The sequence below is a fragment of the Bacillus sp. MD-5 genome, assembly GCF_002201875.1.
Taxonomy (GTDB): Bacteria; Bacillota; Bacilli; order Bacillales; family Bacillaceae; genus Bacillus; species Bacillus stercoris.
On the sequence record NZ_CP021911.1, the window covers coordinates 1,000,416 to 1,026,312 of the forward strand.

28 protein-coding genes and 2 pseudogenes are annotated in these 25,897 nt (G+C 46.2%); 13 read left to right on the forward strand and 17 right to left on the reverse strand.

The features are described from left to right. Positions 1 to 3 precede the first annotated feature (3 nt). A complete protein-coding gene (gene hlpB / locus CDO84_RS04860) occupies positions 4 to 306 on the forward strand; it encodes an HNH nuclease-like protein HlpB (RefSeq protein ID WP_014663462.1) in 303 nt (100 codons plus the stop codon). A gap of 36 nt (positions 307 to 342) precedes the next feature. On the opposite strand, the gene CDO84_RS04865 is transcribed toward hlpB, so the two are convergent. The 8 genes from CDO84_RS04865 to CDO84_RS04900 form a co-directional block, all read right to left on the reverse strand. Then, positions 343 to 561, reverse strand: coding sequence for a spore germination protein (locus CDO84_RS04865; protein ID WP_003233096.1), 219 nt, complete (start codon positions 559 to 561; stop codon positions 343 to 345). 31 nt (positions 562 to 592) lie between these two features. Further along, a complete protein-coding gene (locus CDO84_RS04870) occupies positions 593 to 994 on the reverse strand; it encodes a spore germination protein GerPE (protein WP_041521292.1) in 402 nt (133 codons plus the stop codon). Then, positions 994 to 1,170 carry a spore germination protein GerPD gene (gerPD, locus tag CDO84_RS04875; RefSeq protein WP_003233093.1) on the reverse strand — a complete coding sequence of 59 codons (177 nt, stop codon included), beginning with the start codon at positions 1,168 to 1,170 and terminating at the stop codon, positions 994 to 996. The genes CDO84_RS04870 and gerPD overlap by 1 nt, the downstream gene beginning before the upstream one ends. Continuing rightward, positions 1,167 to 1,784 carry a spore germination protein GerPC gene (locus CDO84_RS04880; RefSeq protein ID WP_040083509.1) on the reverse strand — a complete coding sequence of 206 codons (618 nt, stop codon included), beginning with the start codon at positions 1,782 to 1,784 and terminating at the stop codon, positions 1,167 to 1,169. Before CDO84_RS04880 ends, gerPD begins: the two co-directional genes overlap by 4 nt. A 22-nt stretch (positions 1,785 to 1,806) precedes the next feature. Continuing rightward, entirely contained in the window at positions 1,807 to 2,040 is a 234-nt protein-coding gene (gene gerPB, locus CDO84_RS04885; protein ID WP_014663465.1) for a spore germination protein GerPB, read from the reverse strand. A 14-nt stretch (positions 2,041 to 2,054) separates the two neighbouring features. Then, entirely contained in the window at positions 2,055 to 2,276 is a 222-nt protein-coding gene (locus CDO84_RS04890; RefSeq protein ID WP_040083508.1) for a spore germination protein, read from the reverse strand. Between the two features lie 402 nt (positions 2,277 to 2,678). Continuing rightward, on the reverse strand, positions 2,679 to 2,849 hold the full coding sequence (locus tag CDO84_RS04895; protein ID WP_040083507.1) for an aspartyl-phosphate phosphatase Spo0E family protein: 171 nt from the start codon (positions 2,847 to 2,849) through the stop codon (positions 2,679 to 2,681). 144 nt (positions 2,850 to 2,993) lie between these two features. Next, positions 2,994 to 3,917, reverse strand: coding sequence for a CotH kinase family protein (locus tag CDO84_RS04900; RefSeq protein WP_040083506.1), 924 nt, complete (start codon positions 3,915 to 3,917; stop codon positions 2,994 to 2,996). A 154-nt stretch (positions 3,918 to 4,071) separates the two neighbouring features. On the opposite strand from CDO84_RS04900, the gene CDO84_RS04905 reads away from it, so the two are divergent. The 3 genes from CDO84_RS04905 (at position 4,072) to wprA (ending at position 8,301) form a co-directional block, all read left to right on the forward strand. Further along, positions 4,072 to 4,977 (forward strand): fumarylacetoacetate hydrolase family protein, encoded by a 906-nt coding sequence (locus CDO84_RS04905; protein WP_040083505.1) that lies wholly within the window; start codon positions 4,072 to 4,074, stop codon positions 4,975 to 4,977. Between the two features lie 115 nt (positions 4,978 to 5,092). Further along, entirely contained in the window at positions 5,093 to 5,449 is a 357-nt protein-coding gene (locus CDO84_RS04910; RefSeq protein WP_014663470.1) for a YisL family protein, read from the forward strand. 167 nt (positions 5,450 to 5,616) lie between these two features. After that, on the forward strand, positions 5,617 to 8,301 hold the full coding sequence (wprA, locus tag CDO84_RS04915; RefSeq protein ID WP_040083504.1) for a cell wall-associated protease WprA: 2,685 nt from the start codon (positions 5,617 to 5,619) through the stop codon (positions 8,299 to 8,301). Positions 8,302 to 8,332: 31 nt separating this feature from the next. On the opposite strand, the gene CDO84_RS04920 is transcribed toward wprA, so the two are convergent. Beyond that, positions 8,333 to 8,914 (reverse strand): DUF2777 domain-containing protein, encoded by a 582-nt coding sequence (locus tag CDO84_RS04920; protein WP_082033054.1) that lies wholly within the window; start codon positions 8,912 to 8,914, stop codon positions 8,333 to 8,335. A 145-nt stretch (positions 8,915 to 9,059) separates the two neighbouring features. On the opposite strand from CDO84_RS04920, the gene asnB reads away from it, so the two are divergent. Both asnB and CDO84_RS04930 read left to right on the forward strand, forming a co-directional pair. Beyond that, positions 9,060 to 10,904 (forward strand): asparagine synthase (glutamine-hydrolyzing), encoded by a 1,845-nt coding sequence (gene asnB / locus CDO84_RS04925; protein ID WP_040083501.1) that lies wholly within the window; start codon positions 9,060 to 9,062, stop codon positions 10,902 to 10,904. An 81-nt stretch (positions 10,905 to 10,985) separates the two neighbouring features. Beyond that, positions 10,986 to 11,815 (forward strand): annotated as a pseudogene (locus tag CDO84_RS04930) (phytoene/squalene synthase family protein). Positions 11,816 to 11,845: 30 nt separating this feature from the next. On the opposite strand, the gene CDO84_RS04935 reads toward CDO84_RS04930, so the two are convergent. Beyond that, entirely contained in the window at positions 11,846 to 13,213 is a 1,368-nt protein-coding gene (locus CDO84_RS04935; protein ID WP_040083497.1) for an MATE family efflux transporter, read from the reverse strand. A gap of 123 nt (positions 13,214 to 13,336) precedes the next feature. Here CDO84_RS04935 and CDO84_RS04940 point away from each other — a divergent pair, with 123 nt between their 5' ends. The 3 genes from CDO84_RS04940 to iolX all read left to right on the forward strand — a co-directional run bounded on the left by CDO84_RS04940 (position 13,337) and on the right by iolX (position 16,451). After that, positions 13,337 to 14,200: an AraC family transcriptional regulator gene (locus CDO84_RS04940; RefSeq protein ID WP_040083495.1), complete on the forward strand. Its 864-nt coding sequence runs from the start codon at positions 13,337 to 13,339 to the stop codon at positions 14,198 to 14,200. Positions 14,201 to 14,217: 17 nt separating this feature from the next. Further along, positions 14,218 to 15,231, forward strand: coding sequence for a transcriptional regulator DegA (degA, locus tag CDO84_RS04945; RefSeq protein ID WP_040083494.1), 1,014 nt, complete (start codon positions 14,218 to 14,220; stop codon positions 15,229 to 15,231). Positions 15,232 to 15,422: 191 nt separating this feature from the next. Further along, the gene (gene iolX / locus CDO84_RS04950) at positions 15,423 to 16,451 is read left to right on the forward strand and encodes a scyllo-inositol 2-dehydrogenase (RefSeq protein WP_040083492.1); all 1,029 of its coding nucleotides are present in this window, start codon (positions 15,423 to 15,425) and stop codon (positions 16,449 to 16,451) included. 50 nt (positions 16,452 to 16,501) lie between these two features. On the opposite strand, the gene CDO84_RS04955 is transcribed toward iolX, so the two are convergent. Next, on the reverse strand, positions 16,502 to 17,011 hold the full coding sequence (locus CDO84_RS04955) for a DinB family protein (RefSeq protein ID WP_040083809.1): 510 nt from the start codon (positions 17,009 to 17,011) through the stop codon (positions 16,502 to 16,504). A 50-nt stretch (positions 17,012 to 17,061) separates the two neighbouring features. Beyond that, positions 17,062 to 17,707, reverse strand: a pseudogene (locus tag CDO84_RS04960) (LysE family transporter); the annotation flags it as partial. Between the two features lie 83 nt (positions 17,708 to 17,790). Between CDO84_RS04960 and CDO84_RS04965 the strand changes: the two are divergent. Continuing rightward, complete coding sequence (locus tag CDO84_RS04965; protein ID WP_082033026.1) at positions 17,791 to 19,245, forward strand: aminotransferase-like domain-containing protein; 1,455 nt, start codon at positions 17,791 to 17,793, stop codon at positions 19,243 to 19,245. Positions 19,246 to 19,252: 7 nt separating this feature from the next. Here CDO84_RS04965 and CDO84_RS04970 read toward each other — a convergent pair whose 3' ends face one another. Beyond that, positions 19,253 to 19,891 carry a pentapeptide repeat-containing protein gene (locus CDO84_RS04970; RefSeq protein ID WP_040083488.1) on the reverse strand — a complete coding sequence of 213 codons (639 nt, stop codon included), beginning with the start codon at positions 19,889 to 19,891 and terminating at the stop codon, positions 19,253 to 19,255. Positions 19,892 to 20,095: 204 nt separating this feature from the next. Here CDO84_RS04970 and CDO84_RS04975 point away from each other — a divergent pair, with 204 nt between their 5' ends. Then, complete coding sequence (locus CDO84_RS04975; RefSeq protein WP_040083487.1) at positions 20,096 to 20,902, forward strand: alpha/beta fold hydrolase; 807 nt, start codon at positions 20,096 to 20,098, stop codon at positions 20,900 to 20,902. A 27-nt stretch (positions 20,903 to 20,929) separates the two neighbouring features. Here CDO84_RS04975 and cysC read toward each other — a convergent pair whose 3' ends face one another. The 3 genes from cysC to CDO84_RS04990 all read right to left on the reverse strand — a co-directional run bounded on the left by cysC (position 20,930) and on the right by CDO84_RS04990 (position 23,519). Then, on the reverse strand, positions 20,930 to 21,529 hold the full coding sequence (gene cysC / locus CDO84_RS04980) for an adenylyl-sulfate kinase (RefSeq protein WP_040083486.1): 600 nt from the start codon (positions 21,527 to 21,529) through the stop codon (positions 20,930 to 20,932). After that, complete coding sequence (gene sat / locus CDO84_RS04985; RefSeq protein WP_040083485.1) at positions 21,526 to 22,695, reverse strand: sulfate adenylyltransferase; 1,170 nt, start codon at positions 22,693 to 22,695, stop codon at positions 21,526 to 21,528. Before sat ends, cysC begins: the two co-directional genes overlap by 4 nt. Positions 22,696 to 22,808: 113 nt before the next feature. Continuing rightward, complete coding sequence (locus CDO84_RS04990) at positions 22,809 to 23,519, reverse strand: phosphoadenylyl-sulfate reductase (protein ID WP_040083484.1); 711 nt, start codon at positions 23,517 to 23,519, stop codon at positions 22,809 to 22,811. Positions 23,520 to 23,704: 185 nt separating this feature from the next. Between CDO84_RS04990 and CDO84_RS04995 the strand changes: the two genes are divergently transcribed. After that, positions 23,705 to 24,391, forward strand: a complete 687-nt coding sequence (locus tag CDO84_RS04995; protein WP_040083483.1) for a 2-phosphosulfolactate phosphatase — start codon at positions 23,705 to 23,707, stop codon at positions 24,389 to 24,391. Then, positions 24,388 to 25,146: a phosphosulfolactate synthase gene (locus tag CDO84_RS05000; protein WP_014663488.1), complete on the forward strand. Its 759-nt coding sequence runs from the start codon at positions 24,388 to 24,390 to the stop codon at positions 25,144 to 25,146. Before CDO84_RS04995 ends, CDO84_RS05000 begins: the two co-directional genes overlap by 4 nt. A 44-nt stretch (positions 25,147 to 25,190) precedes the next feature. Here CDO84_RS05000 and CDO84_RS05005 read toward each other — a convergent pair whose 3' ends face one another. Further along, the gene (locus CDO84_RS05005; RefSeq protein ID WP_009966972.1) at positions 25,191 to 25,820 is read right to left on the reverse strand and encodes a YitT family protein; all 630 of its coding nucleotides are present in this window, start codon (positions 25,818 to 25,820) and stop codon (positions 25,191 to 25,193) included. Positions 25,821 to 25,897 lie beyond the last annotated feature (77 nt).

Below are 25,897 nucleotides of genomic sequence, written 5' to 3' on the forward strand. Positions count from 1 at the left end.
GGTATGGCAAAGCAGACTGCCGGAATATGTGAGCTGTGCGGCCGGAGCGATGTCCAGCTGACAGAGCACCATCTCACACCGAAAGAAGAAGGCGGAACGTTTTTGCCGACAGCGATGCTCTGTATTCCTTGCCATAAACAAATTCATGCCTTATATACTAATCAAGAGATCGCTGTACGCTTAAACGGAATAGAAAAGCTCAGAAGCGATCCAGAGCTTGCCCGGTTTGTTAAATGGATCAGAAAACAGCCGCCTGAAAAGCTGATCAAAACCAAGAAATCAAATGAGCGAAAAAAGAAAAAATGACTAAAAAGCAGCCCTCTCTTTGCAGAGCGGCTGCTTTTATCCGTTTCCAACCATATCCTGATCGTTGACATCGGGGTCTATATAATTTGTCGCGTTGACTGCGTTATTTAATAGAAGGAAATCTCCCGTGTTTCCTGCTCCCGAACCGAGCGCAGATTTTGAAGAGCTTTTCGGAGAAAGGTAAAAGGAATCACCAAAGTTTACGACTCCGCCCGATATGGAATTGATAGCTATAGGCCCGACAATTGCTGGCATAAACGACACCCTTTATCGAAGTCTCTGTTTATTATATGTTCTTGGCGGGCGATTGTGAGCGCGGAGACTGAATCTGTCTGATATGTTTGAGTCTCGCATCACCGCGAATATGCGAAGCTGATCCGGCATGTAAAACAGAAGAGGCTGAGACCCCTTGAATTTTGATGCTGCGAACATAAATAGCCGGCACCTCGTGGCAAAACGCGCTTTGTACACCTGTTTCGGGAAGCGGCTTCACGGCCTGCTGCTGAAAGATCTGATACTCCTTTTTGTTAAATGAGCCTTCATTATGGTAAAACGTGGACAGAGAACGCTGCACAGCAAATACTTTTACACTCATATCGATTTCATTTGTGTCGCCAACTTGAAACACACTTGCGATCCCGAGAGAATTAAACTTAACTAGCCTGATGCGCGATATGCGTTTAAGCATTATTCTGGCGCAAGCGGAGCAAACGGCCCGATAATAAGAGATTCAGGCGGTGTATCAAAAATAGAAGACAGGTAGATCGATTCAGTGTCTCCGATGTGGAAAACGGAGGAACTGGACACACCGTTCATCCGGATGTCCCCGACTTCCAAGCTGCGGTTGATGACTGTAAAGATCATGCTTGCTCATCTCCTTTCATTTCGGATGGAATATGCTCCAGAAAGTGTTCTACAGCGCGGATCACGTCACGCTTCACATGCTCAGCGATATGTTCTGCATATTGTGCAGGCGGTGTATGCTCTTCTTTTTTGATATGGGACATATAATAGTGGATTCGGCTGTCCATTTGTTTTCTGATGTCTTCAATGATATGGTGTCTATTTGTATCGTCAAGTCTGCTGTCATATTGGTTTTCAAGCTGCTCCAAAACATCTGGGATTTCCTCGGTTAAGTACATGTCGACATTCTGGCGGATCTGCTGCATGAGCTGAGCGCTCTCTTCCTGCTGCATCATCCCGATTTGCGGTGTCGACTGGCTGACGTCAAAGTTTTGGACGCTGTTCGGATCAGTCGGATTTAAGCCGATATTCAAAGTCCCGTCGAGCCTTTCAATTTTCAGCTGATCAAACTTATATTCCACACGCTCAATGGTAGTGGCCGGCCGCTGTTTCATCGTATTCATTTCAGTTTGAATCTCCTTCAGCTGGCGTTCGAGCTGCTGAATGTGAATCGCCTGCTGCTGAACAAAGGAATTCAAGTTTTGCAAGTAAGAGGAAACAGATTGATCATACATGTTCTTCACCTCTTTCATATGATTAACGGCCAGGAGGCTGGAGCGGGACCAACGAACCTGTGTCGGGTTCCTGCAGCTGGAGCGGTTGCCCTGTGCCTGAAACCGCTGGTGCCGGTTCTACATAGCTGCCTGTATTATACAAATTTGACAGAGACTTGATTGATCCGGCGCTCCCAATTTGCAGAATGGAGGAATTGCTGATTGATTCCAGCCGGAGATAGTTGATTTGAATGGTTTGATTAATATAGAAGTTCATGAGCCTCACTCCTTTTACGCATTGGCTACGATCGGCTGATCAACCTCATCATTGTCATACACATTCGTCGCGTTTTGATAATTCATCACCTTGAGGCTGTCGCCGGTATTAAAGCTGCCAGCGCCGGCAAATGTTCTGACTTGAGCCTGAGGAGAAATCGTAATGCAGTCCCCGATGTGAACGACTCCGCTCGTACCAATCGCATTAATTTTAAACGCTCCGACAATGGCTGGCATACGAGCACATCCTTTGTTGAAAAATTTAAAAAAGACAAGTAAAGTGAAAATACAATTCTGATTTCACTTGGGCTATTCACGATAGCTTATGACAAACGCACATATGTGTGAGAGAAATTTAAAGGGGACATATTGGCTCTTGATGAAAACGCTTTAATTTTTCGAGCCGTTATGTTTTGTGTATAAGTTGAGCGGACATGCGGCTAAGGATGCCGCGATCCGCCTATGGTTATTTTGGTTTGTTTCTTTGGTGTTTTTGCGTGTAGAAATGCTTTTTGGAGTATGTCGTGCTGCGGTATTCGATTGTTGGGCGGGCACATTCTCGCCCTGAGGTATATCCCAGAAGTGCTGAGCAAAAAGCGGAGTTGCATGTGGTGTATTCGAATCGTTATCGAAAATGGTTTACATACGGGAGTTTTCAAGATATCCCGAAAACATCATTTCTTCTTTTATCCGGGTATTCAGCAGGATATCCAGCTCTTGGCTGCATTGAATCGTTTCCTTTGAATTCATGCCGTATTTTTGTGCTGTTTCAATTAGTGTGATTCTCTTTTCTTCAATTTTACAGTTCATTACGCTATCTCCAATTCTAGATTTTATTTTGATATAAATACAGGATATCGTTAGTATAACCTATTTTGGCTGAAAAGGTTGCCTTTCGTCAATTTGACTAAAAAAGCGACATTTTTTGCTGCGGCTTTTTTGAAGGAGAAAGGACTATAGTCTTGCTAAGTGTGCTTGTAAAAAGTCCTGCCGTTCCTCAATTTCTCTAAGTATGTTTGTCTGCTCCTTTTCGATTTGAAAGGGGATTTTTTTTAGAAAAGGATCATCATCAGCTCTTTGACAAATGTCAAGATGCCATTCGCTGATGAAAGGAGACAATCGTTCAATAGTAAACGACCGGTTCAGCACGTTTTTCATTAATGTGTGATATTGCGAACGGAAGGCGGGAATGGAAAGAAGCCTTGACGAAAGCGTCTCTCCTTTTGCCAGAAGCGGGTCCTCATCATACCTTCCTTGAAAGGCAAGTGATCTAGTCTCTATTGGAGAAACGTAAATTCGGCTGGATTCATTTAAACAAAATGTGTAATAAAAGCCTTGATTGGTGCAGGCATTGCCGATCAGCCACAAAAAAAACAGCTTGACATCCAGATACACTTTAATGCGTTCGGCCAATTCGTCATCTCCAGCTGTGCGGATCAGTATGAAAAATTCATGCAAGAATGCGGAAGAATCATCGTTAAAAACGGACACTGGAATCCTTGGATCGGCGGTCTTCACTTCGTAACTCGTTCTACCGGCTGGCTGATGGTTCTTAATGTTCAAATAAATGCCTTCAGGCTGGCCATTGATGGTCAGGAAGCTGTACGAGGCAGCGGGAGCAGGTACGCCAATCTGGTCAAAAAAACAATAGGCGAGTCTGCGCCGCATCAGGGACGGATCATCCTGTTCCGCATTCAAAAAAAGTGTCCTTTCACCAAGCAGAGACCTTTCCCAGCTGATTTCATAGGATGCCTTTTCCGCTCTGTCACGCTGTGTGAGAAGAATGGGAGAAACAGATCGGTCTGTTACGAAAAGCCCCTTGGCAGTACCTTTCCTTTTCAGCTGCTCCCGGTGAAAAAATAAATGCACGCTTTCCATATTCTTTCCTCCTTCTCAAAACGACATTTGTATGATATGAACAGCAAGCCCGTCCTGAAACGAAATGAAAACGAATATGAGAAAAAGGGATTTTAGCATTCGACAGAGAATACATGAAGGAGCATTCTGATTTAAAAGATGATGGAGGAATAACATGAAATTTGCGACAGGGGAACTTTACAACCGAATGTTTGTCGGCCTGATCATTGATGATGAGAAAATTATGGATTTGCAAAAGGCTGAAAAAAAACTGTTTGAACTTGAGACGATTCCGGGATCGCTGATTGAATGTATCGCAGAAGGGGATAAATTCGTTGCGCATGCAAGGCAGCTGGCCGAGTGGGCGAAGAAACCGAATGATGAGCTTGGATCATTTATGTATTCATTATCTGAGGTGAAGCTCCATGCACCCATTCCGAAGCCATCAAAAAATATCATCTGCATCGGCAAAAACTACCGGGATCACGCGATTGAAATGGGAAGTGAGGCTGATATTCCGGAGCATCCGATGGTATTTACTAAATCGCCGGTAACGGTTACGGGGCATGGTGATATCGTCAAGGGACATGAAGAGGTCACCTCCCAGCTTGATTATGAAGGAGAACTTGCTGTCGTGATCGGAAAAAGCGGGACCCGCATTTCAAAAGAAGACGCATATGAGCATGTTTTCGGATATACGATTGTGAATGATATCACGGCGCGTGATCTGCAAAAAAGGCATAAGCAGTTTTTTATTGGAAAGAGCCTGGATACGACATGTCCGATGGGACCCGTGCTTGTACATAAATCATCGATTCAGGAGCCGGAGCGCCTCAAGGTTGAAACAAGAGTCAACGGTGAGCTGCGCCAATCCGGTTCAGCAAGCGATATGATCTTTTCCATTCCGGAATTAATTGAAACCCTCTCAAAGGGGATGACGCTTGAAGCGGGAGACATCATTGCCACCGGTACCCCGTCTGGTGTCGGCAAGGGGTTTACGCCCCCAAAATTTTTGCGGTCAGGTGACAAAATTGATATTACAATCGACCCGATCGGAACGCTGTCAAACCAAATCGGCTGAATAAAACTGGTGGGCGGACCTGAACCCGCCCATTTTTTCTGACAATCTTCTTTGTGGCAGAGGACATGTTCATGGTACTATAAGTGGGGTAATTTATCTGATAGGGGGAACATATATGACACACCTACATATTACAACATGGGTAGTGGCGCTGATTCTGCTTTTCGTCAGCTACTCGCTGTATTCTTCAGGAAGTGCGAAGGGCGCAAAAATCACTCATATGATTCTGCGGTTATTCTATATCCTTATTATTCTCACAGGAGCTGAGCTGTTTGTCCGCTTTGCCAACTGGAACGGGGAATATGCCGGCAAAATGATTCTGGGCATTATCACCATCGGACTGATGGAAATGCTCCTCATCCGCAAGAAAAAAGAAAAATCAACAGGAGGCCTGTGGATCGGCTTTGTCATTGTTCTTGTGCTGACAGTGCTGCTTGGTCTGCATTTGCCAATCGGTTTTCAATTATTTTAATCGAAAATCCCGTGAACCCGGCTCTTTGATAGAGTTGGGTTTTTTTATAATTATCCCCTTATATACCAAATCATTTAAAATAACCTTAAAATTCCCTGTAAGCGGTATCTCGTCCTATGAAATTATGATACCTTCAAGGAGATTCATTATTTTGCAGGAGGGATATCATGAAACGTAGAAAATTCAGCTCGTTTGTGGCGGCAGTGCTTATTTTTGCACTGATTTTCAGCCTGTTTTCTCCGGGAACCAAAGCCGCAGCGGCCGGAGCGATTGATCAGGCGGCTGCTCTGGAAAACGGCAAAGAGCAGACAGGCGCCATGAAGGAGCCGGAACAGGTGAAATGGTACAAAGTGACTCCGGGAAAGACGGATATTCAGAAAAACTCACATATGGCACTGACCGTAAAGAGTGATTCAGTACTGAATGTATCTGTATATCCAAGTAAGGAAAAAGCGCTTAAAGATGAAACGTTTGAGATGTATCGATCTTTCACAGCGGAGGATGGAAAAAGCGAAATCATTTTTCCATACGCGTGGAGCGGCCCTTACTATGTAAAAGTTGAATACCTCGGAGAAGAAGAACCAGAGGACGGCGGAACAGCAAAAGCAGCTGCGGAAGCCAAGTATACGATTGGGTATAAAGGCACCAAAAAACAGCCATCAGATTTAGAAGAGGAAGAAGCTTGTCCGGTTGAAATGAGTGTCGATCAGAAGAAATCTGGAAAAGGCATTCTGGATAAGCTGAGAGCGATTCGGGATGAGCAGCTGAGCCAAACAGCAGAAGGCAAAGAATTGACAAGCCTTTATTACAAAGCAGCACCGTTTATCGTTGCAAAGCTCGCACTCAATAAAACAGCAAGAAATGAAATCTATCAGGATCTTGTGACATTAAAGCCGTTATTTGCCGATGTGTCAGAAAACGGAACGTCCTCTTCATATAAGGTCACTGAAAAGGATCAAAAAGCGATCAATCGGCTATATGACAAAGCTTTACAGTCGGTACCGTCCTTCCTTAAAGAGGAAATAAAGAAACAGGCGGATCGATTAAATATTAAGCAGCTGCAAGGCAAAACAGCAGGAACAATTTTAACTGAAAACAATATTGCAGCAAAAAGTGAAGTTCAGACAACAAAGGTTATTTTCAAGGTGAAGGATAATAAAAGCCTCTCATCCGTACATAACGAAATGAAGGGCTTTTCTGCAAGCGCGCAATCGAAAAAAGATATTTCTAATGTGAAAAAGGCAAAGAAACTGTTTGACAATCTATATTCATTTGAACTGCCAAAAGATGAGAAACAGAACGGCACATATACGGCAAGCGCCAAACGGGTCAAAAGCGCTGCCACGACATTATCCAAGATGTCTAACGTAGAATTTGCGGAGCCTGTTCAGGAATACAAGAGCCTGGCAAACGATATTCAATATCCTTACCAATGGCCGCTTAAAAACACTGGTGAAAACGGCGGTGTCAAAAACGCGGATGTAAAATACGAGCCTGCCAGCACATTGCTGTCCAAGCGCAAGCTTAACGATACACTCATTGCAGTAGTAGACACAGGCGTTGACAGCACGCTTGCCGATTTAAAAGGAAAAGTAAGAACCGATCTCGGTCGCAATTTTGTCGGACGGAATAACAACGCAATGGATGATCAGGGGCATGGAACGCATGTCGCCGGAATTATCGCCGCCCAAAGCGATAACGGCTACTCAATGACTGGATTGAACGCCAAAGCAAAAATTATCCCTGTCAAAGTGCTTGATTCCACGGGCTCCGGAGATACTGAACAAATCGCACTCGGCATCAAATATGCTGCTGATAAAGGAGCAAAGGTAATTAATTTAAGTTTAGGCGGAGGCTACAGCCGCGTGCTTGAATTTGCTTTGAAATACGCAGCTGACAAAAATGTCTTGATTGCCGCAGCCAGCGGGAATGACGGAGCCAATTCTTTATCTTATCCTGCATCTTCTAAATATGTGATGTCAGTCGGCGCCACAAACCGCATGGATATGACCGCGGATTTTTCTAACTATGGAAAAGGCCTGGACATCTCTGCTCCAGGGTCTGATATCCCGAGCTTAGTGCCGAACGGAAATGTCACATATATGAGCGGAACATCCATGGCGACGCCATATGCTGCCGCTGCTGCGGGACTGCTGTTTGCTCAAAATCCTAAGCTGAAAAGAACAGAAGTAGAGGATATGTTGAAAAAGACTGCAGATGATATTTCCTTTGAAAGTGTCGATGGCGAAGAAGAAGAGTTATATGACGATTATGGCGATCCGATTGAAATTCCAAAGACACCTGGAGTAGACTGGCACTCAGGCTACGGGCGTCTGAATGTCATGAAGGCTGTCAGCGCAGCTGATTTACAGCTCAAGGTCAACAAGCTCGAAAGCACTCAAACAGCTGTCAGAGGAAACGCAAAGGAAGGCACGCTGATCGAGGTGATGAACGGCAAAAAGAAACTCGGCAGCGCCAAAGCCGGAAAAGACAATGCGTTCAAGGTTAATATCGCGACTCAAAAACAGGATCAAGTACTGTATGTGAAAGCAACAAAAGGCGATGCGAAAACATCGTATAAAGTTGTTGTCGTCAAAGGAAAACCTTCCGGCACACCGAAAGTAAACGCGGTCAAATCGAAGGATACGGCAGTAAAAGGGAAGGCGAACAGCAAAGCAATGATCAGAGTGAAAAACAAATCAAAGAAAGTCATTGCTTCTGCCAAGGCTGACGCAAAAGGAGCGTTTTCGGTGAAAATAAAAAAACAAAAAGCCGGAACGGTGCTGTACGTCACGGCTGCGGATACAGATAAAAAAGAAAGCAAGGAAGCAAAAGTTGTCGTAGAAAAGTAACCAAAAAGCGGTGCTCGATGCACCGCTTTTTTTATTTGCGCCCCCGTTGGACTGCTGAATACATGATGGATCGCTTTCCGTTTGAGGCCGTCCATTCAAACCGGTCTCCTGTCCCTTCGCTGCTGTAGTGATGCTGCATCGCGCATTGGGCGGCATCATTTGAAAAGTGATAAAAGGACACACCCTGCTCCTCCGAAGTATTTGAATAGACTCCTTTATTATAAGAAAAGACGCAATCGAATACCGATAAGCCGAAGCTGTGCAAGTGCTGCAGAAATGCGAGAAAGGTTTCGTCGTCAAGCGAATCCAAAAGTGCCATAAGCGGCTGCTTGATTGATTTCTCATAGCGGATGCGTTCTCCACCGGAAAGGGAGATGTTTTCTTCACCGCATGCCAGAACCAATTGATCCTGAAAGCCGGCTTGCTCCCACTTTCCTTTATGATGGACCCAGATTTGCCTGTGTTGGAGAGTGTCCGCCAAAAGTATATCACCTTCTCCGTTTTCGATTAAACAGATGCCGTCTTCGATGAGGATGGTGCCGTATTCCCATTTTCGTTCTCCTGTATATATCAATTGTTTCCGTTTCATGCATGCTGTCTCCTTTTTCTTCATTCCTCTCTTTTCTTTCCAATTCAAGCCTGTCCCATACAACTCTTTTATGGACAAATCAACTATCTGCCTATAGATGCATAAACTTACTAAGGTGCTGAAAGAAACGAAATTGTTACGATAGAAACGGGATTGGAGCTGATATCACATGTGTGGAATTACGGGTTGGGTCGATTTTAAAAAGCAGCTCGTCCAGGAAAAACAAACGATGAACAGAATGACAGACACTCTTTCCAAACGAGGGCCTGATGATTCTAACGTTTGGGGAGAGCACCATGTTTTATTCGGACATAAAAGACTTGCTGTTGTTGATATTGAAGGCGGACGCCAGCCGATGGCGTGTACCTATAAAGGCGATACGTACACCATTATTTATAATGGCGAGCTGTATAACACGGAAGATTTGCGCAAAGAATTGCGGGCTCGGGGCCATCAATTCGAGCGCACATCAGATACCGAGGTGCTTCTTCACAGCTACATTGAATGGCAGGAAGACTGTGTCGACCATCTCAATGGCATATTCGCTTTTGCTGTGTGGGATGAAAAGCGCAATCTGCTGTTTGCCGCAAGAGACCGTCTCGGCGTAAAGCCGTTTTTTTACACGAAGGAAGGCTCTTCATTTCTCTTCGGGTCGGAAATCAAAGCGATCCTCGCACACCCTGATATAAAAGCGCGGGTGGACAGAACGGGACTTTCTGAAATTTTCGGGCTTGGACCGTCCAGAACCCCGGGCACTGGCGTATTTAAAGGCATAAAAGAAATCCGCCCGGCTCACGCGCTGACGTTTTCCAAAGACGGGCTTAAAATTTGGCGTTATTGGAATGTTGAAAGCGAAAGACATACGGACAGTTTTGATGACACGGTTGCCAATGTCAGATCATTGTTTCAAGACGCGGTGACGCGGCAGCTTGTGTCGGATGTGCCGGTTTGTACGTTCCTATCAGGCGGTCTGGACTCAAGCGCGATTACAGCGATTGCGGCGGGCCATTTTGAAAAGGAAGGAAAAGCACCGCTTCATACTTATTCGATTGATTACGAAGAGAACGATAAATTTTTTCAAGCAAGCGCTTTTCAGCCGAATGATGACGGACCATGGATTGAAAAAATGACAGACGCTTTCGGCACAACGCACCACAAATGTGTCATCAGCCAAAAGGATCTCGTTGATCACTTGGAGGAAGCTGTACTGGTCAAAGACTTGCCGGGAATGGCGGATGTCGACTCGTCCCTGCTGTGGTTTTGCCGGGAAATCAAAAAGGACTTTGTCGTCAGCCTGTCGGGAGAGTGCGCAGATGAGATTTTCGGCGGGTATCCGTGGTTTCATATGGCTGATGTCGAGTCAGGCTTTCCATGGATGAGGTCGACAGAGGAGCGGATCAAGCTGCTTTCTGACTCATGGCAGAAAAAATTGAATCTGAAAGAATACGTAAATGCCAAATACGAAGAAACCTTGGCGGAAACGCCATTATTAGATGGAGAAACGGGTGTGGATAAAGCAAGAAGGCAGCTGTTCTATTTAAATATGCTTTGGTTTATGACGAACCTTTTGGATCGGAAGGATCGCATGAGCATGGGGGCGAGCCTGGAAGTGCGGGTGCCGTTCGCCGATCACCGGCTTGTGGAATATGTTTGGAATATCCCATGGGAAATGAAAATGCATGACAACCGGGAAAAAGGCATTTTGCGCAAAGCACTTGAGGGCATTTTGCCTGATGACATTTTGTATCGCAAAAAAAGCCCGTATCCGAAAACGCACCACCCCGAATATACAAAAGGCGTCAGCGAATGGCTGAAAACGATCAGAAGCCAAAAGGACTCTGTGCTCCATACCTTACTGGACAGAAAACAATTAGATCAGCTTTTAGAAACGGAAGGTTCTTCCTTCAAGGTTCCGTGGTTCGGGCAGCTCATGAAGGGGCCTCAGCTGATCGCCCACCTTGCCCAAATTCATACATGGTTTGAAGCGTATCGCATTGATATTGATGAAGGATAAAGAAAAAGCCGATTCTGCTAAAAGGAATCGGCTTTTTCTTCATATACAATTGCGAGAAAACATAATAGACTTGAAGAAGCAGTGATACATAGGAGTGAAAAGAAATGAAAGAGATAAAAGAAGCCTATCTTGAATGCGGCCAGATTGTCAGCGCCCGCGAACCAGCCTGCTACAAAGCATTTTCGTTTCTTCCACTGAAGCAAAGGCAGGCAGATTGGGCGGTTGTGGCGTTTTGCCATACGGCAGCCAATGCGGATGGGAAGGCGTTATCTGCCATTGAAGCTGAGGCGGAAAATGTTTTTTCCGGGACGTATAACGGGAATGACTTTTTGTGGAAGGCTTTTGGTCATGCGTACCAAACTTTTACTCTGGACAGTGAGCCATTCCGTGAGTTTATGGCCGCACAGAAAGCGGAAGATAAACCGTTCGAAAATCTTGATGAACTGCTCATGCACGCATACCAGACGGGCGGCGCAGCCGGATTGATGCTGCTCCCGATCATGACGCGCCGGCACCGGGAACAGTTGACACATGCAGCCGGTTCACTCGGGTTAGCGATTCAGCTGATTCGGATTCTGAGAGATATCGGCACTGGCCAACAGCAAAAAAACCGCATCCCCCGGCAGGTGATGCAGCAATTTGGATATACAGAGGACGACCTTCAAAATGGCGTCGTGAATAAGGCGTTTACTATGACATGGGAGTATATCGCTTTTGAAGCAGAAGCCTACCTTGAAGAGTGTCAGGATGCCTTGCCGTTATATCCGCAGTATTCACAAAAAACGATGAAAGCCGCTCTTCATTTGTACCGGGCTGTTTTAGAAAAAATCCGGGCGAAGCAGTATGATGTATTTCAACATCAATACGCCCTCACAGAGAATGAAGTGAAGCGGATTCTGACTGACATATAAAAAAACACCCGGTCATGATTGAGCCGGGTGTTACGCCATACCTTTTTGAATCCAGATGCGGGAGCGCCATCTTCTGTACATTAAGATTCCGCGAACCCATTCGTCCGCAATAAAGGAAATCCAAACGCCGGCAAGACCGAAACCGAGATGGATGCCGAATAGATAAGCAAGCGGGAGACCGATGCCCCACATTGAAATCATTGCCATGTAAACCGGGAATTTCGCATCCCCCGCTGCACGCAGGGAGTTAATGATAATGACATTAAACGAGCGGCCTGGTTCAAGGATAATCGTCATGGCAATCAAAAGGCTCGCAGTCGCAATAATGTCAGGGCTTTGTGTAAAGATGCCAATCAGGTCTTTTGAAAAGATCGTCATTAAAACTGAGGTAGCCGCAGCAATTCCGAGTGCCCAATATAAGCTCTTCATGCAGCGCTCATAAGCGGAATCAAATTGTTTGCCGCCGATATAACGGCCGATTAAAATTTGCGTACCCTGGCTGATGGCAGTGCCGAACAGCAAAATAAACATCGTAATATTTTGCGTATACACTTTTGTTGTCAACGCCTGCGCGCCCATGATCGCGATAAAATACGTGACAATCATTTGCGACAGGTTGTATGACAGCTGCTCTCCCGCAGAAGGGATGCCGATTTTCAGCAGCTTGCGCAAATGCTCTTTATGCATATGAAATACTTTTTTCAGCGACATCTTCAGCTGAATGCGTTTGTTGACTATCACAATCATCGCGATTAATCCGATGACGCGGGCGATAGATGTAGACAGCGCCACACCGGCAACGCCGAGAACAGGAAAGCCGAACAAACCGAAAATCACCACAAAGTTTCCGGCAATGTTTAAAATGTTCATGCCGATAGTGACAAACATTGTATCTTTTGTGTAGCCGTAGCTTTTTAAGACCGCGCTGAATGTCATAATTAAAGCCTGAATAAAGGACAGACCTCCGACAACTTGTAAAAAGACTTTCGCATCAGGCATCAGCTCGTTTGATAATCCCATCATATGAAGCAGAGGGACCGCCGCGAAAAAAATGATGGCACTGATCGCAAGGCTGATGAAGAAGTTGGCGCCGATTGACACATAAGCGACTTCCATGGCTTCTTTCTTTTGCCGCGAGCCTAAAAATTGTGAAATCACAACGGTCGTTCCTGTGGCGATAAAGCTGAACATCACGATAATTAAATTCAAAATCTGGTTGCTGACGCCGACTGCTGCCACGCTGTTATCCGAGTATTGGCTGAGCATCAGTGTATCGGCATTACCCATAAACATATATAATGAGACCTCAATAAAGATCGGCCAAGTAAGCGAAAATAATGAGAACGTTTTGTCAGCGGGTTTTTTCAAAGCAGTTGATTTGAAGACAGCTTGTTTCATCGTGTCTAACCCCTTTCGTAAATAAAATCAACGTTTTAAAGTGTACCTCCATTTCCTTATAATAAAAAGGGAGAGAAACGATACTTCTTGTAAAAATCCGACTTAAAAAGGAGGATGATTCAAATGCCTCGCATCCTGTTTACAGTCCCGCCTTTTCCGGTATTTATCGCAGCCGGAGAAGGGGTTTTTAAAAAGGGAGAAACCCATGTGAAACGTGTATTCTCCGTGTTTGATCTGATATATGTCAAAGACGGAACGTTATATATTACGGAAAATGAGAAATCATTCTCCATTGAAGGCGGCGAGTACATTCTGCTTTCTCCCGGTCTCGAACACTATGGAACGAAGGGCAGTGATGAAGCAACCTCCTACTATTGGCTTCACTTCGATGAACACCGTTATGAATTTACAGCTAAGGGAGGCAGCAATTGGTCTGAGCTTCAGCAGGAAAAAGGGAGCTTCGAAGAGCCGGCCCGCTACGGATTGGCTTTGCCGAGAAAAGGCAAGGTGCAGCGCCCGCAGTTTATGGCGCAGCAGTTTGAAAGACTGATTGATTACTCCGCGGAAAACTCCGATTTGCCGCTTAGAAAGCAAATCTTATTTGAGGAGCTGATGCTGCATCTGCAAAAAGAAGCGTTCCAAATACCGTCTGCGAAAGAGCGGGTAGCCTGGGAGGCGGCCCGGTACTTACAGGAGCATTATAAGGAAAAGACGACAATCAAGGATCTGTCACTCGCCCTTCACTATCATCAGGATTATGTGAGCCGCTGCATGCAGCAGGTGCTCGGCGTAACGCCGGCACAATACACGAACCGGGTGAGAATGACAGAAGCGAAGCGTCTTTTATCCTCTACAAATGATAAAATGGGCGTTATTGCAGAAACGGTTGGAATGGAAGATCCGACATACTTTTCAAAACTGTTTAAGCAGATAGAAGGGATTTCACCAATTGAATACCGGAAAATGGTCAGCCGTAAAGTTCAATAACCAAACGAGGGATGAACATGAAAACAACAATCTACGATGTGGCAAGGGCGGCGGGTGTCTCGATTACAACCGTGTCGCGTGTGATTAACCATACGGGGAGAATCAGCGACAAAACGCGGCAGAAGGTCATGAAAGTCATGAATGAAATGGCATACACGCCCAATGTCCACGCCGCGGCGTTAACAGGAAAACGAACGAATATGATCGCTCTCGTAGCGCCTGATATTTCAAATCCGTTTTACGGCGAGCTTGCCAAAAGCATTGAGGAAAGAGCGGATGAGCTTGGTTTTCAAATGATGATTTGCAGCACCGATTACGATCCGGAAAAAGAAACGAAATATTTTTCTGTGCTGAAGCAGAAAAAGGTGGACGGCATTATTTTTGCAACAGGGATTGAAAACCATGACAGTATGTCTGCTTTGGAGGAAATCGCCAATGAACAGATTCCGCTTGCCATGATTTCTCAGGATAAACCGCTGCTTCCGATGGATATTGTCGTCATGGATGATGTTCGCGGCGGGTACGAGGCTGCCAAGCATCTTCTGTCACTCGGCCACACGAACATCGCCTGTATTGTCGGAGACGGGTCAACGACAGGTGAAAAAAATAGAATCAAAGGCTTCCGCCAGGCGATGGAGGAAGCGGGCGTGCCCATTGATGAGTCACTGATCATCCCGACTCGATTTTCCTTGGAAAGCGGCAAGGAAGAAGCGGGTAAATTGCTCGACAGAAACGCTCCGACGGCTATTTTTGCCTTCAATGACGTATTGGCCTGCGCCGCCATACAAGCTGCAAGAATAAGAGGCATAAAAGTGCCGGACGACCTTTCTATCATTGGTTTTGATAACACGATACTCGCAGAATTGGCGGCTCCGCCCCTGACGACCGTAGCCCAGCCGATAAAAGATATGGGGCGAAGCGTTATTGAACTGCTGGCAGAAGCAATAGAGGGAAAACGAAAGACGAAACATAAAATAGTGCTCCCGCCTGAACTTGTAATCAGACATTCTACATCACCGCCTAACACATAAGCCCGCTAATGAGCGGGTTTTTTGATTTAAAAAACATATTGCGTGTCAACAAAAGGCAGTGTAAAATGAAACCATCTTTTGAGAAAGCGCTTGCGCAAAAATGAAAGCGGAGTTGCCGCTGTTTTTTTAGCTCTTGAGAGAAAGCGCTTTCTTCAAGCGATCCTGAAATGAGACAAAGGAGAGGATGGGGCGTGGAACATCAAGTAAGATGCGCAGTATTGGGATTAGGAAGGCTCGGTTATTATCATGCGAAAAATCTCGTTACCAGTGTACCAGGGGCAAAGCTGGTCTGTGTCAGTGATCCGTTGAAAGGGAGAGCGGAGCAGGTTGCCAGAGAATTCGGTATCGAAAAATGGTCAGAGGACCCATATGAGGTGTTAGAAGATCCCGGTATTGATGCTGTCATTATCGTAACGCCGACAAGCACACATGGTGATATGATCATCAAAGCAGCCGAGAACGGCAAACAGATCTTCGTTGAAAAACCGCTGACATTAAGCCTTGAGGAATCTAGAGCAGTTTCTGAAAAAGTGCAGGAGACAGGTGTCATTTGCCAAGTCGGCTTTATGAGACGATTCGATCCCGCATACGCAGATGCCAAGCGGCGGATTGACGCAGGTGAAATCGGCAAACCTATCTATTATAAAGGCTTTACGCGCGATCAAGGTGCGCCACCCGCAGAGTTTATCAAACACAGCGGTGGGATTTTTATTGACTGCTCCATTCATGACTATGATATTGCCCGTTATTTGCTAGGGGCGGAAATCACTTCTGTTTCAGGGCACGGCAGGATTCTGAACAATCCGTTTATGGAGCAGTACGGCGATGTGGATCAGGCGCTGACGTATATTGAATTTGACTCCGGCGCAGCGGGGGACGTCGAGGCAAGCAGAACCTCTCCATACGGACATGACATCCGGGCGGAGGTGATCGGGACAGAGGGCAGTATTTTCATAGGAACATTGAGAAATCAACATGTGACCATCCTATCGGCTAAAGGGAGCAGTTTTGATATCATTCCAGACTTTCAAACTCGTTTTCATGAAGCCTACTGCTTGGAGCTTCAGCATTTTGCCGAGTGTGTCCGGGATCGAAAAACGCCGATTGTGACAGATATCGATGCGACAATCAATTTAGAAGTGGGCATCGCGGCGACCAATTCCTATAAGAGCGGCAGGCCCGTACAGCTTGATGTGAAGCGTGCTTATACAGGTATGTAAAAGCTAATATGTTGCATTTGAGGCTTTCCGCAAAAAAAAGCAAGGACATTTTAGCCCTTGCTTTCTCTTTTCTCATATAAATAGTACATATAATCAGTAGGTATGCCTGAATGGCCCAGCTGTCTCAGCATGGCGGTTACGTTCCCTCTGTGGTAAGAGCCGTGATTGACGACATGCAGGATGGTGTCTGCATAGGTTGATTCCAGTGTACCTAGTTTCGGATGCTGCATTGTGAAGGTCTGTTCTAAGTCCGTCTGGCGGCTGAAGAAATCATGATACTGTGACTCCAGCTCGGCAGCGTGCTGTTTAATCGCTGCCATATTACCTTGCGCGGACTCTAATTTACCTGCGCTTTCTATAATCTCTTGGTAGGTCACTCCCGAAAGAACATTCAGCCAAATGTAGTCAGCCCTGCACATATGAAGCAGCACGTCGCTGACAGAAGGAAATACGCTCTTTACTTCTTGATAGGCAGTTTCCTCCGGCAGGTTTTCGATATGGGTAAATATTTTCTTGTTTGCCCAAGAATGATAGTCATAAAACTGTTTTGCATCAGTCATCAGCATTGCCCCCTTTTCTAAGAAATTCGTTTTTTTCATCTGTTTCTCCTTCAAGTGCAAAAGAGTGATACCCCAAAATATCCTGCCGCTGCCCACATGACCGCTGCAGAGCATTTGTTTACGATCACCATTAGCCTGCCGCTCGTATCCATTGTTTGAAACAGTCTGCCCGCTATCGCAAGACTGCTAAACCAAATCCAAGATACAGCGATACAGGCGGCCATAAAGAGCCATTTCTCAAGCCCCGAATATTGAAGAGAACTCGTGCCGATGACACCGATCGTGTCCAGAATGGCATGCGGGTTTAAAAGTGAAGCAGCGGCCGCAAACACGGCTTGCTTTTTTGCTGTAAACGTATGTTTTTCATCTTGGCTTGTTTTTGGACGGCTGTTCCAAGTTACCCAGCCCATATAAAGCAAAAATAAAAATCCGCCGGCCATCATTACTGCCTTAAACATGGGCAGCTGCTGCACAATGACAGATACGCCCACAACAGCTAATACAATGAGCAGGGTGTCGCAGACTGAAGCACTGATGACGGCGGGGAGTGCTCGCCAAACATGCTTTTGCCACGCGCCTTGCTGAAAAATAAATACATTCTGCACTCCCAGCGGCAAAATTAAGCCAAACGCGAGCACAATTCCGTGAATGATTGCATTCATGCTGATAAAAGCTCCCTTCACATCTTTTTTTTAATCATAAAAGAGATGTTTACCAAAGTCTCCAGCCATTTGGTTGGGTTTAGACCCAGCCAAATGTATAATGTGAAAAAAGGGGGCATGACCTTGTCGCAATGGAAGCCAAGCCGAAAGTCAGATGTTCCGCTGCATCGGCAGATCGAACAATATATGAAAGACAAGATTCTTCACGGAGAGTGGGCTGTAGGGACGAAAGTCCCTGCGCAGAGAACGCTGGCCGACATGTTTCAAGTCAACCGCAGCACAGTCACAGCAGCTATAGATGAACTCACGTCTCAAGGCTTGTTAGAGGGAAGAAGAGGCGGCGGTACGAAGGTTGTAAACAGTACTTGGAGCGTGCTGGCGGCTGAGCCTCCGCTTGATTGGAGCGATTACGTCCGTTCAGGAATTCATCACCCTAATTCTTCTATCATTCAGGAAATTAATCAAAACGAACCAAGAGCGGATATCATCAGATTAGGCACAGGAGAGCTTTCACCGGATCTGCTGCCTGCTGATACAATGCGCCGGATGTTTCAGAAGATCAATCCGCAGGCTCTGTCTTTAGGATACGAGCAGCCGAAAGGAAACCGTCAGCTGCGGGAGGCGGTGGCGGAGCATTTAAAAGGCAAGCAGATCCATGTCAGTCCGTCAGCGATTTTAATTGTGTCAGGCGCGCTTCAGGCGCTCCAGCTTATTTCAATCGGGCTTCTAAAACGGGGTTCTGTCATTTTGACGGAGAAGCCGTCCTACCTTCAATCTTTGCATGTGTTTCAATCAGCGGGGATGCGGCTTCGCGGCTTGCCGATGGATAAAGAAGGGGTCAAGGCGGGGCTCGTTTCTTCTTATCGAAAACAATATGGAGGACAGCTGCTTTACACGATTCCGTCGTTTCATAATCCGACTGGCACAGTCATGTCAGAGCAGCGAAGGAAAGAGATCATCAGCCTGTCAAAAAAAGAGCAGCTGCCCATCATTGAGGATGATGCGTATGGTGATTTATGGTTCGAAGAAAAACCGCCGCAGCCGTTGAAAGCAATGGATCACGAGGGCAATATTCTGTACCTGGGCACGTTTTCAAAAACGGTTAGTCCCGGCCTGCGAATCGGCTGGATTGCCGGTCCGGAACCGGTTATTGAAAGGCTGTCGGACATTAAAATGCAGACAGACTACGGTTCAAGCGGACTGTCCCAGTGGGCGGCTGCCGAGTGGCTGTCGCAGGGGTATTATGAAGAGCATCTGACTTGGATACGCAGGGTGCTTAAACAAAGGAGAGACGCCGCCGTTCACTTTCTCGAGCGGTATGCGGGGGACATTGCCTCGTGGCGGATTCCTGCCGGCGGCTTTTATATTTGGGTGACATTTCATAAAAACCTGCCTGTCAGCCGTTTCTTTTATGAATTGCTCAAACGGCAAGTGCTTGTGAATCCCGGTTCCATTTATGACGGCGAAGACCGAAACAGCATCAGGCTGTCATATTCCTATGCATCTCTTGAGGATTTGGAAACTGGCATTAAGGCGGCAGCCGAAACAGCCCGCCGCCTGATGATGTCCTAAGCTTTTGTTATACGATGACAGCTCCCAGCGCCCTGGCGAAAGCAATCGCGTGCTCAGGTGCGATTTTGCAGCCTTTCAATTTGTCGAGGGAGACATGAAGCTGTTCAAAACGGCACGTGCTGATATCCATGTTTTGAAGGGACGTGCCGGTAAAGCTGGCGCCTTCCAATTCGCACCTGTCAAAGTGTGTCTGCTGGAGCACCGTATTGCTGCACTCACTTTGCATAAGAGCACAGTGATCAAATCGAACTTGTTTCATATTTGAATACGAAAATGAGCTGAAATGTCCGTGGCATTCTTCGAATGAAACATTCCGCAGCGTTGCTTCCGCCACATTCATTCCAACCATTTTTGACTGCTTAACAGAAGTTCTGTGAATGACAGCTCCGCTGAAATCGGCGTTTGATAAATCACATTTTTCAAAGATTACATCGGTCAGTTCGATATGCCGAAAAGACACATCGATAAACACGACATTTCTAAAGATCGTTTTTTCCACACAAAGTCTTTCGATATCTTCGCCGAAGATTGTACAATCTTCAAACAAATGCATGCTGATTACATCATCCTGCGTCACGGCATCATGAAAATCTGCGGTTTGCAGGTTTTCCGGTATATTCGGTTTTTGAATTGTAATTTTATTCATGTGATGACATCCTTTGCTGCCCGAAAAACAGAGGCTTCCGGGTTCAATTTAGTAGATCGTTAAGGAATTTGATACATATAGTAAATCGTAAAGAGCCTTTCTTGGTACAGCAGCCCGCTTGTTTTGTAAGCATAAATGGAAAGCTTCCTGTACGTCAAGGCGTTTACAGGCCGGGAAAGCCAAAGGGAACAGGAGGAATGCGGAATGGGGCATTACGTCAAAACCGAGGAGCATGTGACACTGTTTGTAGAGGATATCGGACATGGAAGGCCAATCATCTTTTTGCACGGGTGGCCGTTGAATCATAAGATGTTTGAATATCAAATGAATGAGCTTCCGAAAAGAGGCTTCCGTTTTATCGGCATTGATTTACGGGGATATGGACTATCTGACCGCCCTTGGGAAGGCTACGATTATGACACGATGGCCGATGATGTGAAAGCAGTCATTTATACGCTGCAGCTTGAGAATGCGATTCTTGCCGGTTTTTCAATGGGCGGAGCCATTGCAATCCGTTATATGGCAAGGCATGAAGGAGCCGATGTTGATAAGCTGATTTTACTGTCAGCAGCGGCACCCGCGTTCACAAAACGCCCAGGTTATCCGTACGGAATGAGGAAGCAGGATATTGACGATATGATTGAACTGTTCAAAACGGATCGGCCCAAAACACTGGCGGATTTAGGGAAACAGTTTTTTGAGAAAGAAGTGTCCCCAGAGCTTAGACAGTGGTTTCTCAATCTGATGCTGGAGGCCTCCTCCTACGGGACGATCCACTCGGGCATTGCATTAAGAGACGAGGATCTCAGAAAGGAACTTGCTGCAATCAAGGTGCCGACGCTGATCTTGCACGGGAGAAAAGATAAAATTGCGCCGTTTGATTTTGCGAAAGAATTGAAGCGCGGCATCAAACAGTCAGAATTGGTTCCGTTTGCAAACAGCGGGCACGGAGCATTTTATGAGGAAAAAGAGAAGATTAACAGTTTGATTGCGCAGTTCTCCAACTCATAATAAAAAACCCGACATTGATCGGGTTTTTTATATAATTCCTCTGTTTTGCAGTTCGTTAATGATGAGGTCAGCTCCATCGGAAATAGAGATCTGGTCCGATTCAATGATAAAATCGGGTGAAATCGGCGCTTCATACGGAGAATCGATCCCGGTGAAATGTTTGATCTCTCCGTTTCGCGCTTTTTTATAAAGTCCTTTTGGATCGCGCTGTTCACAAACATGCAGCGGGCACTTTACATAAATTTCGAAGAACTCACCTTTTGGAAAGAGCGCTCTAACCATGTCCCGGTCTTCTCTGAATGGAGAGATAAAAGCCGTTAAAATCATTTGTCCGCTGTCGACAAACAGCTTCGCCACTTCTCCGATCCGGCGGATGTTTTCAATCCTGTCACCAGTCTGAAATCCAAGATCTTTGTTTAAGCCGTGGCGGATATTATCACCGTCAAGCACATAGCTCTGAATGCCCCTGCGGTAAAGCTTTTCATCGACTGCATTGGCCAGCACCGATTTTCCGGAGCCTGATAAGCCGGTAAACCAGAGGACGCAGCTTTTGTGTCCGTTTAAGGACTGTCTGTCAGACTTTGAGATGGCAGCGGGATGCCAAATGATGTTCGGATTGTGTGTCATTTTAATTCCCCGCTGTTTTGCTGGATGGCAACTGGCTGTTGATGAAGTCCCTTTATCAGCACGGCTGCGACCTCAGGCCGGCTGAACTCTTTAGGCGGCTTTTTGCCTTGGCGGAGAAGCTCTCTCACTTTTGTGCCTGATAAGTGGATGTGGTCTCTTGAGCTGTGCGGACATGTTTTGGAGGTGCCCATGTTTCCGCATTTTCGGCAATAAAAGCTGTGCTCGAAAAATAGCGGCTTGATGCCAAGCTCCTCCTCTGTGAATGATTGAAAAATATCTTGGGCGTCGTATGTCCCGTAGTAGCTGCCGACCCCTGCGTGATCACGGCCTACAATAAAATGGGTGCAGCCGTAATTTTTTCGGACGAGCGCATGGAAAATCGCTTCCCGCGGACCTGCATAACGCATGGCGGCAGGGAAAACCGATAACATGACACGATCCTTTGGATAATAGTGATCAAGCAAAACCTGGTAGCTCTCCATTCTGATATCGCTCGGGATATCGTCTGACTTTGTTTCACCGACAAGAGGGTGAAGCAGCAGACCGTCGACCGTTTCTAACGCTGTTTTTTGTATATATTCATGCGCTCTGTGAACAGGGTTCCTGGTTTGAAAGCCGACAATCGTTTTCCAGCCGAGTTTTTGAAAGGCCGCTCTTGTTTCTGCGGGCGCTGCATAAAACTGCTCGAAAGGTTTGTCAGGCAGGCGGCTGACCGTGATAGGCCCCCCGATATAATAATCCGGGCGGTCCATCAACTTTTTTACGCCTGGGTGGGCAGGATCGGTTGTTTTAAAAACAGACAGTGCTTCCAGTGTTTTATCAGGCCGGTATATATCGGTGACTGTGATCATGCCGTAGGTAACGCTGTCTTTCACAAGCTTGACGTGATCTCCGGCAGACAGCTGTTTTGCTGTTTCTTCTCCGACAGCCAGCGTAATCGGCAGGCTCCACGCCAAGCCGTTTGCCAGCCTCATTTCTTTCACAACACGATGATAATCCTTTTCTCCCAAAAAACCTGTTAACGGGCTGTAGCCGCCGATCGCAATAAGCTCCAGGTCGCTCAGTGCAAGCTGATCCAGCTCCGCTTCGCACGTGCACCCTTCAAAACGGCATGCGGGATCACAGCGGTTGATTAATACCCCTCCATGGGGCTCGTTTCCATTCAACGTGTTCAACCTCCATTTATACGTTTCCTTGTTTTCTTTTCTGCACTTCAATGAAAGCTTTACATCAGCGCCTTAACATCATTTCGATTCTCACAGCAAGAACCTGCCATCCGCTATTCCTGATGCAGGCCGCATTCTGTTTTCTCCCGTCCGGCCCATCTTCCAGCCCTCTCATCGTTCGGGTCCGAGGAAGGCAATGTACACATTTCACAGCCTATGCTCGGATAATGTTGATCGTGCAGTTTGTTGTAAGGCAAATTGTGCAGGCGGATGTACGTCCAAACGTCATCCCATGTCCAGTGGATGAGCGGGCAAATTTTGATGAGCTTAAACTTCTGGTCCAGGTTTACGTATTGAATATGCTTTCTCGTTGGCGACTGCTCCCGTCGCAGCCCTGAAATCCAAGCTGTCATGCCGGAAAGGTGCTTTTTGAGCGGTTCGATTTTCCGCAATTGGCAGCAGAGGTTCGGGTTATGCTTCCACAGCTCTCCGCCGTACTTCGTCTCCTGTTCTGCCAGGCTCAGCTCGGGCTCGAGCAGCTGGATTGTAAATCCCGGATATCGCTCTTTGACAGCCTCGATCAGCTCATATGTTTCTTGAAAATGAAGCCCTGTATCCAAAAAGATGATGTGTGCGTTTTTGTTGATTTTTGATATTAAGTCGAGAAGCACCATCCCTTCTGCGCCAAAGCTGCAGGCGTACACAATCTTTTCTCCGTACGTTCGGTAAGCCCATTTCAACACATCGAGCTCATCGATCAATTGATCCGTTATTTGTTTGGACAGCATGTCGTTCCATGTGTCATACGTGATGGTTTCGTTCAACGTTTTCCCCCCGTTTGCATCTGCTTTTTTATCTATTGATCGAGTTATAGGCAGACTATTCATTTTTTGCATAAAGGTTCAGGGTTTTTAGGTGCCGCGCCCGCCTAAAATGAGGAGCGGAACCATTAAGAGCCCGGCTGAATATGCTTTTAAGCAAAATGGTTTTATGCCCAAGGAGAGGTATTATGCCGATTTCCATTTATCAGGGGCATCATCATTCGCTTGCCCCGGCGGATATTAACATCGTCATTGATGTCATCAGAGCCTTTACGGTCGCCCATTATGCGTTTATCGGCGGGGCGAAAGAGATTTTGTTGGTCCGGACGGCTGATGAAGCCTTTGCGCTGAAAGGCACCTATCCGGATTATGTATTGACGGGAGAGGAAAAGGGGGTCGGTATCAGCGGATTTGATTTAGATAATTCTCCTAAGCGCATGGCTGAGCAGGATATGGCGGATAAGCGTCTGATCCAGAAAACAACTAATGGCGTCACAGCGGCGTTGGGGGCGCTGAATGCAAAGCATCTGTTCGTAACTGGATTTTCCAATGCCGAAACAACGGCACAGCATGTAAAAAAGCTCGCCGCAAACGATTGTGTCATAAACATTGTGGCTTCCCACCCATTCGGTGATGACGATATGGCGTGTGCGGAGTATATCAAAGGCATCATTGAAGGGACAAATGCGGTAACGGCTGAGGAGGCGATTCAAAGAATAAAAGGCTCTTCTGTTGCAGAGAAATTTTTTGACCGCCGCCAGCCATTATTTGATTCGGAGGACATCGCTTACTGTGCAAAAGAACTGACGGGCGATTTTGTGATGAAAGTGAAACAAGATGGAGAAGTTCCAACGATAGAGAGGGTCATAATATGAATGATTTTTCACTAGAATTGCCAGTGAGAACAAATAAGCCGAGAGAAACCGGGCAGTCCATTTTAATTGATAACGGCTATCCCTTGCAATTTTTTAAAGATGCGATAGCTGGAGCGTCCGACTATATTGATTTTGTGAAATTCGGCTGGGGCACATCATTACTTACGAAAGATCTTGAAGAAAAAATCAGCACGCTAAAAGAGCATGACATTTCATTTTTCTTTGGCGGCACACTGTTCGAAAAGTACGTAAGCCAGAAAAAAGTGAATGAATTTCATCGGTACTGCACCTATTTCGGCTGTGAATATATTGAGATTTCAAACGGTACGCTCCCGATGACAAATAAAGAGAAAGCGGCTTACATTGCCGATTTTTCTGATGAATTTCTTGTGCTTAGTGAGGTGGGCAGCAAGGATGCGGAATTAGCAAGCCGGCAAAGCTCTGAGGAATGGCTTGAATATATTGTTGAGGATTTGGAAGCGGGCGCGGAAAAAGTGATTACAGAAGCCAGAGAAAGCGGGACGGGAGGGATCTGTTCCAGCAGCGGCGATGTCAGGTTTCAAATTGTTGACGACATCATTTCCTCGGATATTGATATCAACAGGCTGATTTTTGAAGCGCCTAACAAAACGCTTCAGCAAGGGTTTATTCAAAAAATCGGGCCGAATGTGAATCTGGCCAATATTCCATTTCATGATGCCATCGCGTTGGAGACGCTGCGTTTAGGGCTAAGATCCGATACCTTTTTTCTGTAAAACAGCGGCTGTGGGGCTCTCGTCGTGAAGAGAGCCTCTGCCTATTATTTTTTATGGCGGTACATAGGCGTGAGATAGGGAAGAGAGGTCAGGCGGATGTTGTAGATGAAGTCGATGACTCTTGTCGATATCACCTGGCATATGAGGGCTTGAATGACGATGCCCCAATCAATAATAGACGCGGTGACCATAAAAATGATGCAATTCATGATGAGCAGAATCGTTCCGGGATTCCCGCCGCGGTAGATAGAAATCATTAGAGCAAGGGCTCCGAATCCTCCGTTCGAAATTTTATATTTGTATAAAAGTCCGATGCCGAGTCCCAATAACACTGCGCCGCTTGCCAGATCAAGCCACAGGTTTGATGTGATATCCGGAAAAACCGCATCAAAGATCAATACCGAGACAGAGGTGACGGTGATAGAAGCGAGTGTGCCGGTGAATGTCCTCATCTCCAGCCACTTTAAAGCAGTAAAAAGCATTGATACATTCACAGCCCACACTGAAAAGCCGTGGGGAATTTGAAACAGATAATGCAATAGCACCGCAATACCTGCTGCACCGCCTGTCGGAATATCATGCGGAAATAAAAACAAGGACATGCCGAGTCCCTGTAGTACGCCGCCTACGACAATCATAAACGTGAGTTTTGCTTTCATCAGCAGTTCAGCCATTAAGTCATTTGCTCCTTTATGAAAAGACTTGTCCGCTGTTTCCATTTTATGAGGCTGTCCATGATTTATGTCTCAAA